The organism is Pseudomonas sp. MC6, assembly GCF_054790575.1.
Genome location: NZ_CP186504.1, coordinates 2,721,326 through 2,735,866, shown reverse-complemented (window position 1 = coordinate 2,735,866; position 14,541 = coordinate 2,721,326). Strand labels below are relative to the sequence as shown.

The following is a 14,541-nucleotide window of genomic DNA, read 5'->3' as shown; positions in this document are numbered from 1 at the left end:
GTGTCCGTCTGGCGCACCCGGATGTCCGTGCTGCGCCTCGTCTAGCGGTTGTCGCGTCATCTGAGGCTGCCAAGATAGTTGGCATGGATAGCCTCAATGATTTGAACACGGCGTCGGTGCTACATTTCGGCCCTTACGCGTTCCACCTGCGGCAACGGCTGATACTCGATGGAGATCGGCCCTTGCGTATGGGCGGGCGCGCGCTGGACATTCTGCAAGTGCTGGTCGAGCGTGCCGGTCGAGTGGTCAGGAAGGAGCAATTGATTGCTCTGGTATGGCCGACGTCGGTGGTCGAGGAGATCAACCTGCGCGTGCACATCGCTGCGCTCCGGCGGGCCTTGGGTGACGGCGAAAACGGTCAGCGCTACATCGTCAACGTGCCGCAATGTGGATACAGCTTTATTGCCCCGGTGCGTTGCGACAGCGCCGCGCAAGTGGTCTTCGAGGGTCTGCAAACGCCCCAGCATAATTTGCCTGCGCGACTGACCCCGGTTGCCGGACGCGACTCATTGGTCGGTGGGCTGGTGCGGAAAATGCCGCTGTATCGGCTGATGACCGTGACGGGAGCGCCTGGCGTCGGTAAGTCAACGGTGGCGCTGCGGGTTGCGGAACTGCTGTTGCAGTACTACAGGGACGGCGTGTGGCAGATCGATCTGAGCTTGATCGATGGCGAGACGTCGCTGCTCGATCATGTGCTGCGCACCCTGGACAGCGATTTGACCGGGCTCTCGACTCGCCATGCCTTGTTGCTGCTGGATAACTGTGACCAGCGCCGCGACGCTTGCAGAGCAGCGGTTGAAACGTTGCTTGAAGTGGCGCCTCGGCTGTCGATTCTCGCCTCCAGCCGTGAAGCCTTGCAGGTCAGTCTGGAAACCCAGCAGTGTGTGCCACCGCTGGCCATCCCGAAACGCTCGGCGGCTGATTGCATCACTGAAGCCATGGGCCATTCTGCGGTGCAGTTGTTTGTCAGCCGGGCTCGGGCGCGACAGCATGATTTCAGCCTGCGCGAGCAGGACGTCAAAGTCGTGGTCGAGATCTGTCGGCAACTCGACGGTTTGCCGCTGGCAATCGAATTGGCTGCGGCGCAGATCGATGCACTGGCGTTGGTCGGCTTGCAGGCGCAAATGGCCAACGGTCTGCAAGTGCTCAGCCATGGGCGGCGCACGGCTGTGCCACGGCACCAATCCATGCAGGCGGCGCTCGACTGGAGCTATCAGCGCTTGAGTGAGCAGGAACAACGTGTGCTACAACGCTTATCGGTGTTCAAACTGGCGTTTACGCTGGAGGCGGCGCTGGCGGTGATCAGTTGCCCGCAACTGGCTCCGCAGAGGCTTTCCGCGATCATCGACGGCCTGGCGCAAAAGTCATTGTTGACGGTGGAGCGGGGCGGCACTTCAGGCCGGTACCGGATGTTCAATACCATCCGATGCTATGCCCGCGAGCAACTTGAGCGCAGCGGTGAAGGAATTGATCTTGAACGCCGGCATGCACGTTACATCAAGCGGATTCGTCTGGCCTCAGGAGTGCACGCACTCGCGTAATTCGTCGATCAGCAAGTGCACCTTGCGCAGATCCGGGGTCGCGTAGCCCTCAGTGAAGCGTTGATAGATCGGACTGAGCAAATCCAGCGCCTCGCGATAGCGCATTTGGCGCTGCCAGAGTTGCGCCAATGAAGTAGCGCTGCGCAGTTCCCAGGCGAGCGCGCCTTGGGTGCGAGCGATGGTCAGGGACTGTTGCAGGAGTGCTTCGGCTTCCTGAATGGCCCCTTCGCGAGCAGGCTTGCTCCCACATGGGGTCTGACTACACCCAAAATCCCTGTGGGAGCGAGCCTGCTCGCGAAGAGGACCACCCAGACAAACCATCTCTCCATTCAATAAGGCATCCGCCCGCACCCGTAGAATCTCCGCCGTGCTCCACCCCGCATCACCACTCAACGCCCGCTCAACCAGCGCGTCATCCACAAAACGGCCATCCAGCGTGACCATGATTTCCCGAATCAGCCCGCTACTGTCCTTCGGCACTGGCGTGATGTTGGGCGCATTGAGCACCTGCGCGTAGTGCCGCGCCCACGTGTTGAACAGCAGCACCGAATGTTTCTGCGACTGCTCGAGCAGTAACTGCAACAGCGCCCGGGCGTTTTGCTCATCGCCGTTGTAATGGGCGATCAGGCAACTCGCCAGCGCGAGGGTGTAGCAAATCGAGGTGCCATGGTCGATCTGTACGGCAATGTTCAGGGCCTGCCGCGCCGTGCGCCAGGCTTGTTCCGGCAGACCTTGCATCCATAAGACCCGCGCCAGCACCGTCAGCGACGCGACGCTCTGGTCGTATTGCACGCCAAAGCCATGAGTGAAGCGGTTGACATGGCCGCTGTGCGCCATGCGCTGGAGTACCTGTTCGGCGTGAATGCGCGCCTGCAATTGATCGCCGGCATAATGCAGGGCCAAAACGCGCAAGCGGTGGGTACTCAGTGACAACAGCGGGTCGCCGTGCAGGCCGAGGCGGTCGAAGTGCTCGCTCTGTGCCAGCGCCATGCGGTAGTGCCCGCAACTGAGGTTGACCGCCATGTGCCCGGACACCGCGCGCAACTGCCCGGCAACATCATCGTTTTCGTGCGCCAACCGGCGGGCATCGACGAAGGCTTCGATGGTTTCTGCAGTGCCGCCCCATGTGTGGTAGCAGGCGCTGCCAAGAGCCAGTTTCAGCGCAACTTTCAGACGCAGGCAAGGTTCGCCGAGTTCATCAAGCAGGCTCAGCGCCCGCCGTACATAGCTGCCGTATTCCTTGAGCAGCGACAACTCTTGCCACAAGGGCGCCGACGCCGCTGTCAGGCGAATCCCCAAACTACCGTGGCCGACACCGTTCAGACTCCAGTCCAGTGCCGCGCGCAGATCTTCCAGGCCTCGGGCGTAGCGATCGATCCACAACAGCGTTGGGGTATTTTCCCAATCGTTTTGCGCCTGCTGCATCAACGCCAGACAGCGTTCGGCATGGCGCTCACGGGTATCCGCGCATTCGGCGGCGTGATCGAGTTTTTCCAGGGCGTAGCGGCGGGTCGTGTCGAGCAGGCGATAAAACACCTGTTCGTCACCGACCTCGACGCTGAGCAGGGATTTCGCCACCAGTTGGCTGATCGATACAAATACCATGCTGGGGTCGATATGTTGGCCGACGATAACGGCCGCCGCGGACTCCAAGGTGAAACCCCCTCGAAACACGCCCAAACGGCGCAGGCAGGTTTGTTCGCAACGGTCGAGCAGATTGAAACTCCAGTCCAGCGTGGCGCGCAGGGTGAGATGGCGCTCAAGACTGTTTTGATTGCCCGCTGCCAGCGGCGGCAAGCGGCCCTGTAACTGACTCAACAGACCGTCCAGACCCAGTTCGGCGACCTGCGCTGCGGCCAGTTCCAGCGCCAGTGGAATACCGTCGAGTCGGTGGCAGATCTCGATCGCTTGCGGCAACTGTGCATCGCTCAGTTCGAAGCTTTCCTGCGCGGCCGTCGCTCGTTCGACGAACAACTGCAGCGCCGAGAAATTCAGCGTTTGCTCACGATCCAGCGTCGCTGTCATCGGCGGGTATTCGAGGGAGTCCAGACGCTGCACGTATTCGCCTTCGGCCCGCAGACTTTCGCGGCTGGTGGCGAGGATATGCACGTGCGGCGCCCCGCGCAGAATGCGTTCACTGAGCGCCGCAACGGCATCAATCAAATGCTCGCAGTTGTCGAGCAGCAACAGCATCCGCCGCTGTTGCAGGCCTTTGACCAGTGCTGTCTGCGGGTCGCCTTCGAGAAGCGCCAGATCAAGCAGGGCGGCCAGGTGTGAACAGATCAGTTGGGGATCGCTCAGAGGTGCCAGATCCACGAGACGAATGCCATCGCGATAGTGCCCGATCAACTGCTCGGCCACGCGCAGGGCCACGGTGGTCTTGCCGATCCCGCCAGGGCCGACCAGGGTGATGCAGCGTCGGCGCGGCAACTGCCTCATCAAGCTGTCGACCAGCGGTTGGCGGCCGATCATCCGCGTGCGCCGCAAGGGCAGATTGTGCCGACCGCCAGCATCGCCCACAGGACGCTCCTCCATGGATTGCAGTAAAACCGGTGCGACAAAACTGTAACCGCGTTGCGCCACGGTGATGATGTAGCGCTGGCCGGCCTGACCGTCACCGAGCGCCTTGCGCAGCGCCGCCATGTGCACCCGCAGGTTAATGTCTTCGACCACGCTGTCCGGCCAGACCCCGGCCATCAATTGCTGCTTGCTCACCACTTCGCCGGCATGGGCCAGCAGAATCAGGAGGATGTCCATCGCCCGTCGACCGAGGCGCAACGGCTGCTCGCCTTCGAGCACCCGCCGTTGTCCGGGATGTATCCGATAGGGGCCAAAACCGAGGGCCTGATTCGGGGAAAGACTCAACAGCTCACTCCTGCGGTGCTGCGGCGGACAGGGCGGAGTAGTGCCGGGCGCGTGCGCAGGCCTTCTATTCCGGGGTGTCCCGGCATAATCCTCAGGTTTTAGCTTCAGTGCAACGGGCGTCGCGATCAAAACGCGGCGGGCTGTGAAGGGTGGGCTTTGGGTTCTCTCGTGATCTGGCAGCGCCAGGCAAACGGATTGATGCCTTCGCTGCGGGTAAACATATGGCAGAAGTGCGCCTGATCGCAGAACCCGCACTCCAGGCTGATTTGCGTCAGGCTCAGGTCGGTGTGGCGGATCAGCAGCTTGGCCCGCGCGAGGCGCTGGGTGCGAATCCAGTCCTGCGGCGACAGCCCTGTGCTGCATTTGAAGGCACGGGAAAAATGGCTGCGCGACAGCGAACAGGCGCGGGCCAGTTCGGTGACCTCAAGGCTTTCGCCCAGACGTTCGAGGATCAGTTGTTTGACCTGTCGTTCGCGCTGCGGACTGAGCCCGCCGATCCCGGTCTTGCGTGGTTCGTTGGCAGGGGCGAGGGCGACGCTGTGCTGTAAATGAGCCATGGCCAAAGTCCGTGTCGATGGGGAATGCACGGTCGGCGCATCCCCTCAGGTCAAAAAAGCAACGCTGCGCAGAGGGATTCATTGTTGGGCGAGGGCGGGGGACTGACGAGTTAATCGTTGTTAATTTCGCTGCGAAACGGCGCTAAAAGTCTCGTTGATCGCGTAAAGTGCGTAGCACTTGCGTCTGGCTGGCTATAAGGAACCCGTGCCCATGAACCGTAACGACCTGCGTCGCGTTGACATGAACCTGCTGGTGATTTTCGAAGCGCTGATGTTCGAAAAGAACCTGACCCGCGTCGCCGAAAAACTGTTCATGGGCCAGCCGGCCGTCAGCGCTGCGTTGGGGCGTTTGCGCGATCTGTTCGACGATCCATTACTGCTGCGCAACGGTCGCGGCATGGAGCCGACCGCGCGAGCGCTGGCAATTCTCAAGGAGCTGCAACCGGCGATGGACGTCATCTCCGGCGCGGTCAGCCGGGCCAAGGAGTTCGAACCGGCGAGCAGTTGCGACGTGTTCCGCATCGGTTTGTCGGACGACGCCGAATTCGGCCTGTTTCCGCCGTTGCTGCGCCAGCTTCAACAAGAGGCGCCGGGAATAGTCGTGGTAGTGCGCCGCGCCAATTACCTGCTGATGCCGGCACTGTTGGCCTCTGGAGAAATCTCCGTCGGCGTCAGTTACACCACTGAGTTGCCGGCCAACGCCAAGCGCAAAAAACTGCGCGACATTCCCTGCAAGGTCCTGCGCGGCGACGACCGTCCGGGGCCGCTGACTCTCGACGAATACTGCGAGCGCCCGCATGCGATGGTGTCGTTCTCCGGCGACTTGAGCGGCAACATCGACATGGACCTGGCCAAGGTCGGACGCAGCCGCCGGGTCGTCCTCGGCGTGCCGCAATTCAGCGGCTTGCGCGCCTTGCTGGCCGACACCGAAATGATCGCCACCGTGCCCGATTACGCCGCCTGCGCGCTGGTGGAAGGGTGTGCGTTGCGCGCCGAAGATCCACCGTTGCCGATTGATGCGGCGCAATTGTCGATGGCCTGGAGCGGGGTGCATGACAACGATCCGGCGGAGAAATGGTTGCGCTCACGAATCAGCCAGTTCATGGCGGCGCCGCTGGATATTCCCCTGACGTGAGTGTCCATTCGTCTGAAACAGGGCTTGACCTGTTAGTTCTGACAGTGGCGCATCACCGTGTTCCGATGTCTGATTGGCCGATGTCGAAAGGTAGCCAAAAAGGACGTGAACATGGACACGCTGACACCCGCGCTGGACAGCAGCAGTCTTCCGCCGCTCTCAATCATAGAAAGTCGCCCTGACGGTTTGTTGGACCCGGAAGCCGCTCGGTACAACCTGACGGTAAAAATCGACTTCGATTGGCAGGCAGGAGACAGTCTCACGATCACGTGGGCGGGTACGCCAGGACCTGGGTCCTACACTTCACCGCGTATTCCGATCGGCGGATTTTCCCGACCTTTCCAGACCCATATTGATAACCTCTTGGTGGTTTTCAACTTCGAGCGAACCGTCATCGTCACTTACACGGTTTATCGTGGCTCAGAACCGCCTGTTACTTCACAGCCTTTGCCGCTTTACATAACACGCATCAATCAGTTGAATCTGCCTCGGCCATTTATCCGACAGGCCGACAACGACGGTCAGGGAAGTGAGCTGAATGTCAGCAGCCTGTCTGAGTTCACCTTGCGTATAAATGCGTGGCTACTGGGCAGGCGCGGCAATCCCTTCTGGCTAAAGCTCAAAGGCACAAATGCCGATGGCAGTGATTTCGAGGCGACGTACTGGCAAGCGCCGGACAATGTGGTCGATGACGAATTCAACCGCTTCGGTTTCTTCGAGCAGAACTTCCCCGCTGCACCACTGCAACGTCTGCAGAATCGCAGCGTGCTGTCGCTGAGCTTCATGGCCGGGCTGCAAGGCAGTCAGGATCCGCTCCTCTCACAGCCATTTGCACATCGAAACTACATCGTACTGACAGGAGCCCCCAGCGGGCCGAGGATATCGTCAGTCACCGATCCTGATGGAGGCGAGATACTCAATGGCGCGGACACCCGATACTCCACTGTCACGCTGAGCGGCAGCGCTAGCGACACAGTGGCTGTGTTCGATGGCGCGACCAGGCTCGACACGGCCGATGTTGTTGATGGTAACTGGCAGTACGTTGCGACTGACCTGACACCAGGATCGCATGAATTTACGGTGAGGTTGGCCGATGGTAGCGGGAGCGTCTCAAATCCATGGCGAATCAACGTCTTGATGCAAAGCTCGGTGCTGACCATTGTCGAGGCCCCCGGTAACATCAACCTTGATCCGCTGAGAGCAATAACGACCCTGACTGCGTTGTTGTATCTCGACCTGCAACCCACCGATATGGTTTCAGTGACGGTGACAGCCGCTGACGGCACTCTTCCTGCAGGTTCACATACAACTACGCCGGTTGAGGCCGGTACCACAAGGCCGATAAGGATTCCTTTGCCCCCACGGCTGGTGGCATTCAGCATTGGAAAAATAATGCAGGTGAGTTTTACCTATACCCGAGGTGCTTCTGCTCAGGTGACCTCAGAACCTTTGCGCCTCAACGTGTTGCCGATTTCGAGGGATCGACTCCTGGCCCCCGTGATCACTCAGGCCAACGGCACGGATATTCTCGATCTGAAAGATGTCCAGTCCGGCGGGAGGATGTTGTTTGGTCTTTGGCCGCATATTTCTGTGAATCAACCGGTCTGGCTCAGATTTGAAGGGCAAAGCGATTTGGGACAGCACGATCTCCAGATGTGGATCGGCACCAGTCACGCGGTGCATCGAAGTTGGATTACGAACAGTGCTTACAGCCCCAGTGTTTCTGCCAATTACCTGAGGTTGCTGATTGATGGCAGCAGGCTGTTCATTTATTTCAGTGTCAATCTGGACAAGGTGGCGAACCCGGATACCGCGACGGATTTTCAGACACGTGAATACACTATTCGCGCGGTGCCTTGAACTCGTGTAACCGCCATCGCAACTGAGCACATCCGTGCAATTTCCCCCCACCCATCATTGGCATGATTCAGGCCAATGACATTACAAGGGTGGGGTCATGAACGCTTGGCAACGAGAAGAACGGTCGCGCGACATCGGTTTGCTGTTCCTGCGGGTCAGCGGCGGGTTGTTTTTGCTCTGGGTCCACGGCTTGCCCAAGCTGCTGGATTTCACCGCGCAACTGCAACTGATCGAAGACCCGTTCCACCTCGGATCTCACCTCACGTTGATCCTGGCGATCTTCGCTGAAGTCCTCTGTCCGCTACTGATCGTCGCCGGGTTACTGGCGCGATTGGCCTGCGTGCCTATTCTCTTTGTGCTGCTGGTGGCGCTGCTGGTCGTGCATCCGCAATGGAGTGTGGCCGAGGGGCAGTTCGGCTGGTTGCTGTTGATCCTGTTTACCACTGTGCTGATCGCCGGGCCGGGACGGCTGGTGATTCCTGTTCGTTTGCCCGGAGTGCTGCGTTATGCCTGAAGTCCTCAATCCACAAACACCGGGGGCCGATGAGACGGTCACGCTGATCATCAAGCACCGGGTCAAGGCCGGTTTCGAGTCGGCGTACGAGGCCTGGCTGCGCAATATCGTCCGCGTGGCGGGGCAGCGTGAGGGGCATTTGGGTGTGGACGTGGTGCGCGGCAAGCGCGGCCGTCTCGATTTCTACACTTGCGTGCTGCGCTTCAGCACCACCGAAGCGATGCAAGGCTGGCTGGAGTCGCCGCAGCGTCAGGCACTGGTCGCCGAAGCCGCGCCAATGCTGGCTGATGGCGATCAGACCGAAGTCGCGCCGATCAAGGAATTCTGGTTTACGCCGCTGGCCGACGCCGCTACGCCACCGCCGCGCTGGAAACAAGCCGTCATCACGCTGCTGGTGATTCTGCCGCACACCTTGCTGGTGCCGCTGATCTGGGGGCCGCTGTTGGCGTTGCATCCGCTGCTTTCCAATTACGTGGTCGCCACGTTCCTGATCACCCTGACCATCGTCCTGTCGGTGGTGTACGTGGTGATGCCGCCGGTCACCCGTTTGTTTACGCCGTGGCTCGAAGCCAGCCAGGCCCATGAACACCTCGATTCCCAAGAAACCTCGCCACGCTGAGCGCGCGAGGTTCGCTCCTTTTCACTTTGCTTGAGGAACTGCGATGAGCGCCGATCTGATTCTGTTCAATGGTCAATTTCACACCGTTGACCGCACCAAACCGCTGGCCAGTGCCGTGGCAATCACCGATGGCCGCTTCGTGGTTGTTGGCAACGACAATCAAGCGATGGCCCTGCGCGGGCCGAACACGCAAGTGGTCGATATGCATGGTCGCTGCGTTATTCCGGGTCTCAACGACTCGCACTTGCACCTGATCCGTGGCGGTTTGAACTACAACCTCGAACTGCGCTGGGAAGGCGTACCGTCGCTGGCCGATGCGCTGCGCATGCTCAAGGATCAGGCCGATCGCACACCGACTCCGCAATGGGTGCGCGTGGTCGGTGGCTGGAACGAATTCCAGTTCGCCGAAAAACGCATGCCGACCCTCGAAGAGATCAACCAGGCCGCGCCGGACACCCCGGTGTTTATCCTGCACCTGTATGACCGCGCGCTGCTCAACCGCGCCGCGCTGCGCGTGGCCGGTTACACCCGTGACACGCCGAACCCGCCGGGTGGCGAGATCGTCCGTGACAGCAATGGCAACCCGACTGGCATGCTGGTCGCGCGGCCGAACGCGATGATCCTCTACTCGACGCTGGCCAAGGGGCCGAAGCTGCCGCTGGAATATCAGGTCAACTCGACTCGCCAGTTCATGCGCGAACTCAATCGTCTCGGCCTGACCAGCGCGATCGATGCCGGCGGTGGTTTCCAGAACTACCCCGACGATTATCAGGTGATCGAGCAACTGGCCAAAGACGACCAGTTGACCGTGCGCATCGCCTACAACCTGTTCACCCAGAAGCCGAAAGAAGAGCTGAGCGATTTCCAGAACTGGACCGGCAGCGTCAAGTTGCACCAGGGCGACGACTTCCTGCGCCACAACGGCGCCGGCGAGATGCTGGTGTTCTCCGCAGCGGACTTCGAAGACTTCCTCGAACCGCGGCCCGATCTGCCGCAAACCATGGAAGAAGAGCTGGAGCCGGTGGTGCGCCACCTGGTCGAGCAGCGCTGGCCGTTCCGTTTGCACGCGACCTACAACGAATCGATCAGCCGTATGCTCGACGTGTTCGAGAAGGTTAACCGTGACATTCCGTTCAACGGTCTGCCGTGGTTCTTCGACCACGCCGAAACCATCACCCCGCAGAACATCGAGCGGGTGAAAGCGTTGGGCGGCGGCATTGCGATCCAGGATCGCATGGCGTTCCAGGGCGAGTACTTTGTCGACCGCTACGGCAAGCAAGCCGCCGAAGCGACTCCGCCGATCAAGCGCATGCTCGCCGAAGGTGTGCCGGTCGGTGCGGGCACCGATGCAACGCGGGTGTCGAGCTACAACCCGTGGACCTCGCTGTACTGGATGGTCAGCGGCCGCACCGTCGGCGGTCTGGCCTTGTACGAAGAAGGTCTGCCGCGCACCACGGCGCTGGAACTGTTCACCCACGGCAGCGCCTGGTTCTCCTCGGAGCAGGGCAAGAAAGGCCAGATCAAGGTCGGGCAACTGGCGGATCTGGCGGCGCTGAGCGCGGACTTCTTCCATGTCGAGGAAGAGGCGATCAAGTGGATCGAGTCGGTAATGACCGTGGTTGGCGGCAAAATTGTCTACGCCGCCGGCGACTTTGAAGACCTCGGCCCACGCTCGATTCCGGTGCTGCCGGACTGGTCACCGGTGGTGAAAGTCCCAGGCCACTGGCGGCCGAATTCGCCATTGCAGGCGCAGGTCCACCAGTGCAGCGGCCCGTGCGCGGTGCATACCCACAGCCATGAAAAGGCGCGGATGTCGAACGCGCCGGTCAGCGACTTCGCCGGTTTCTGGGGTGCGTTCGGCTGTTCCTGCTTCGCTTTCTGATTTCCCCTGAAGCGCCGGCCATCCGGTCGGCGCTCAACGCTTCATCCATCCGTCCATCAGGAGTTTTCCCATGAGCGTTCCTTACACACGTCTGAACAAAGATGATGCGGTTGTACTGCTGGTCGATCACCAGACCGGCCTGATCTCGCTGGTACAGGATTTCACCCCGAACGAATTCAAGAACAACGTGCTGGCGCTGGGCGACATCGCCAAATTCTTCAAGCTGCCAACCATCCTGACCACCAGTTTTGACGCAGGCCCCAACGGCCCGATCGTGCCTGAGTTGCGTGAGCAGTTCCCGGACGCGCCGTTCATTCAGCGCCCGGGCCAGATCAATGCCTGGGACAACGAAGACTTCGTCAAGGCAATCAAGGCCACCGGTCGCAAGCAACTGATCATCGCCGGTGTGGTGACGGACGTTTGCGTAGCGTTCCCGACGCTGTCGGCGATTGCTGAAGGCTACGAAGTGTTTGTCGTGACCGACTCGTCCGGCACCTTCAACACCACTGTGCAACAAGCGGCGTGGGCGCGGATGTCGGCAGCGGGTGCTCATCTGTTGAACTGGTTCTCGGTGGCGTGCGAGCTGCAGGGTGACTGGCGCAACGACATGGAAGGCCTGGCGCATCTGCTGTCGGAGCGTCTGCCTAACTACCGCAATTTGATCAACAGCTATACCAAGTTCACTGCCAAGTAATCGGCTGATCCTGAAAAGCCCCTCACCCTAACCCTCTCCCGGAGGGAGAGGGGACTGACCGAGGGGCTCTTTCGAGGTACGCCGACCTGCAATACCGAGCCGAACTCAGGTCTGAATTGCATGCAGTCTGCTCCCTTTCCCTTTGATGTCTTGGGGAGAGGGCACTGACCGAGGTGTTTTCTAGATACGCCGACCTGAAACTTCGAGCCGAACTTCAGTTTTGAACCGCATGAAGATCGGCTCCCTTCCCCCTCGCCCCCCTGGGGGAGAGGGCTGGGGTGAGGGGGAGGCTTTTGATCTTGATCCTGCCGCTTCAACGCTTCTGCAACCAACCCAAAAACCCACCTTTCCTCACCACCACCGGCTTGGCCATCAACGCGAGGCGACTGTTCTGCTGACGCACCGCCTGCAACTTGTTCAACGCCCGACCGACCTCCGTGCGCTGCGCCATGCACTCGCGGGTCAGATTCTTGTCGAGTCGATAAATGATGCTCGACGTCAGTGCCGTGAACGTCGCCTGCGACGGTGTATCGGCCAGAATGCTCTGTTCACCCATGACCTCACTCGGTCCCATTCGCCCGGCCTCGACCTTGCTGTCACCGTCAGGCACAGTCGCACTGACGACGCCGGTAGCAATCACAAACAGACTGTCCGGCACTTCGTCCAGATCCAGCACCACCTGGCCCGCCGCGTACTGCTGCGCAACCATCGATTCGGCGAGGCGATCACGCTCCTCACTGCTCAGCGAGCGGAAGACTTTCACTTCATCGAGCAATGCGCGGGCGCGGGTCGACGGCTCGATCACGCCGTCGGGATGGCGCGAAATGCCTGCTGCTTCAAGATGCCGGTGGGCGAGGTCGAACAGTTGATTGCGCACTTCGCTTTTTTTGCCGAGCTCGGCGATGAAACCGCTGGCGACGTACTCCGACATGGTTTCGCCGGCCTCTTTCAGCACGGCTTTTGGCGCTGGCGTCAGCAACAGCGAACTGCTGCCCTGCAAGGTGCGATCAAGCGCATCGAGTACCCGACGTGGGCGGATGTGATTCGGCACTTTGATGCTGATCGACACGCCATGCATGTTGTTCGGACGGCTGAGGTTGACGATCTTCGCCTTGGCCGCGACCGAGTTCGGCACTACCGCCATGGTCCCGGCGCTGGTCAGCAGGTGCGTAGCGCGCCAGTCGATGTCGAAGACCTTGCCTTCGACGCCGTCGATCACCACGAAATCATCCACCTGATACGGCTTGGTGGTGTTGAGCACGATCCCGGAAAACACGTCAGCCAGGGTGCTTTGCAGAGCCAGACCGACAACGATGGCGACCACGCCGGAGGTCGCCAGCAAACCTTTCACCGGCAGCTCCAGCACGTAACCGGCAGCGGCGACCGTTGCGACCAGAAACACCAGGGCGCCGATCACGTCCTGCAGCAAACGACCGCTGTGGCCGATGCGACGCATCAGCGCCAGGCCGATAACTTCGGTCAGCACCCGCGCGGCGTACAGCCACCAGAGAATGCCCAGCGCCGTCGCACCCAATTGCGCCACCCGGTCATCGACAAACTGTGGTGCCTGCAACGGACTGACGCCGGCGTTGATCACCAGCGCCGTGAACGCGAGAAACAGCACCAGCCGCACACCGACTCTCGGGGCGCGATGGGTGAAGGGCGAGAAGTGCCAGAGCACAGCGTCGAGCAGCAGCAGGGCAGCGCTCCAGGACAGCAGGTGAGTGTAGAAAAGGGTCATGACCGAAGCTCCGCAATGTCTGCCAATAAAAAGATCGCAGCCTGCGGCAGCTCCTACAGAAAATTGCATTCCCAAGTAGGAGCTGCCGAAGGCTGCGATCTTTTGCCGTTATGGATTCAGATGGGTTTTCAACTCAGCCGCCGCCTGACGCACCGCTGCTTTCACCTCAGGAATCTGGCTCAACGGATTGAGCAGGCCAAAGTCATGAATCATCCCGTTGTAACGCACCGAGGTCACCGCCACGCCGGCTGCATCGAGGTGCCGTGCATAGCCTTCGCCTTCATCCCGCAGCACGTCGAATTCGGCGGTCTGCACCAATGCGGCAGGCAAGCCCTTGAGCTGTTCGGCGCTGGCGTTGAGCGGCGAGGCGTGGATCTGCGCACGTTCGGCCGGGTTGGTGGTGTAGTTGTCCCAGAACCACTGCATCATGCCTTTGGTGAGGAAGTGGCCCTCGGCAAATTGCTGATACGAACCGTCGTCGAACTGCGCGTTGGTCACCGGCCACATCAGCAACTGGAAGCGCAGCGCCGGGGCTTTCTGTTCCTTGGCCATCAACGCGACGACCGCCGCCATGTTGCCGCCGACGCTGTTGCCGGCCACTGCCAGGCGCTTACCGTCGACACCAATGTCTTTGCCGTGCTCAGCCACCCATTTGGTCGCGGCGTAGGCCTGGTTGATCGCGGTCGGGTACTGCGCTTCCGGCGACGGCGTGTAATCGACGTACACCGCTACGGCGCCAGAGCCCACCACCAAGTCACGAATCAAGCGCTGGTGCGTTGGGTAATCACCGAGCACCCAGCCGCCACCGTGGAAGAACATGAACACCGGCAACTCGCCTTTGACCTTGGCCGGCCGCACGACTTTCAGGTTGATCGTCTGGCCGTCGACCTTGATCGCTTTGTCGCTGACTTCAACTCCGGACAAGTCCACTTTCACCGAAGCCTGCGCACCGGTCAGCACCGCACGGGCGTCTTTCGGGCTCAGTTGCTCCAGGGGACGACCACCGCCAGCGGCGAGGGCATCGAGGAAGGCCTGAGTGTTGTGTTCCACGCCAGGGCTGCCGGCGGCAAAAGCGCTGCTGACGGAAAGGGCGAGGAGGGACGCAGCGAGGGTTTTCTTGACGATGTTCATGG

General features: G+C 60.7%; 11 protein-coding genes. 7 read left to right on the top strand and 4 right to left on the bottom strand.

Annotated features, from left to right (window positions below; genetic code table 11):
* Positions 1–83: 83 nt before the first annotated feature.
* The gene (locus tag ACOYXE_RS12225; RefSeq protein WP_460929426.1) at positions 84–1,541 is read left to right on the top strand and encodes an ATP-binding protein; all 1,458 of its coding nucleotides are present in this window, start codon (positions 84–86) and stop codon (positions 1,539–1,541) included.
* Here ACOYXE_RS12225 and ACOYXE_RS12220 read toward each other — a convergent pair.
* Together ACOYXE_RS12220 and ACOYXE_RS12215 are read right to left on the bottom strand one after the other, a co-directional pair.
* Positions 1,518–4,406: an ATP-binding protein gene (locus ACOYXE_RS12220; protein ID WP_460929424.1), complete on the bottom strand. Its 2,889-nt coding sequence runs from the start codon at positions 4,404–4,406 to the stop codon at positions 1,518–1,520. The genes ACOYXE_RS12225 and ACOYXE_RS12220 overlap by 24 nt on opposite strands.
* A gap of 125 nt (positions 4,407–4,531) precedes the next feature.
* Positions 4,532–4,963 carry a helix-turn-helix domain-containing protein gene (locus ACOYXE_RS12215; protein ID WP_160057204.1) on the bottom strand — a complete coding sequence of 144 codons (432 nt, stop codon included), beginning with the start codon at positions 4,961–4,963 and terminating at the stop codon, positions 4,532–4,534.
* A 211-nt stretch (positions 4,964–5,174) separates the two neighbouring features.
* Between ACOYXE_RS12215 and ACOYXE_RS12210 the strand changes: the two genes are divergently transcribed.
* The 6 genes from ACOYXE_RS12210 to ycaC all read left to right on the top strand — a co-directional run bounded on the left by ACOYXE_RS12210 (position 5,175) and on the right by ycaC (position 11,667).
* Positions 5,175–6,098: a LysR family transcriptional regulator gene (locus tag ACOYXE_RS12210; protein WP_460929421.1), complete on the top strand. Its 924-nt coding sequence runs from the start codon at positions 5,175–5,177 to the stop codon at positions 6,096–6,098.
* A gap of 111 nt (positions 6,099–6,209) precedes the next feature.
* Positions 6,210–7,958: a hypothetical protein gene (locus ACOYXE_RS12205; protein ID WP_405121950.1), complete on the top strand. Its 1,749-nt coding sequence runs from the start codon at positions 6,210–6,212 to the stop codon at positions 7,956–7,958.
* Between the two features lie 97 nt (positions 7,959–8,055).
* Positions 8,056–8,472, top strand: a complete 417-nt coding sequence (locus ACOYXE_RS12200; protein WP_460929419.1) for a DoxX family protein — start codon at positions 8,056–8,058, stop codon at positions 8,470–8,472.
* Positions 8,465–9,091, top strand: coding sequence for an antibiotic biosynthesis monooxygenase (locus ACOYXE_RS12195; RefSeq protein ID WP_160057208.1), 627 nt, complete (start codon positions 8,465–8,467; stop codon positions 9,089–9,091). Before ACOYXE_RS12200 ends, ACOYXE_RS12195 begins: the two co-directional genes overlap by 8 nt.
* Before the next feature lie 43 nt (positions 9,092–9,134).
* Positions 9,135–10,973, top strand: coding sequence for an amidohydrolase (locus ACOYXE_RS12190; RefSeq protein WP_016987824.1), 1,839 nt, complete (start codon positions 9,135–9,137; stop codon positions 10,971–10,973).
* A gap of 70 nt (positions 10,974–11,043) precedes the next feature.
* On the top strand, positions 11,044–11,667 hold the full coding sequence (ycaC, locus tag ACOYXE_RS12185; RefSeq protein ID WP_007913541.1) for an isochorismate family cysteine hydrolase YcaC: 624 nt from the start codon (positions 11,044–11,046) through the stop codon (positions 11,665–11,667).
* 313 nt (positions 11,668–11,980) lie between these two features.
* Here ycaC and ACOYXE_RS12180 read toward each other — a convergent pair whose 3' ends face one another.
* Positions 11,981–13,408 carry a mechanosensitive ion channel family protein gene (locus ACOYXE_RS12180; RefSeq protein ID WP_160057210.1) on the bottom strand — a complete coding sequence of 476 codons (1,428 nt, stop codon included), beginning with the start codon at positions 13,406–13,408 and terminating at the stop codon, positions 11,981–11,983.
* Positions 13,409–13,516: 108 nt separating this feature from the next.
* The gene (locus ACOYXE_RS12175; protein ID WP_150650834.1) at positions 13,517–14,539 is read right to left on the bottom strand and encodes an alpha/beta hydrolase; all 1,023 of its coding nucleotides are present in this window, start codon (positions 14,537–14,539) and stop codon (positions 13,517–13,519) included.
* Positions 14,540–14,541 lie beyond the last annotated feature (2 nt).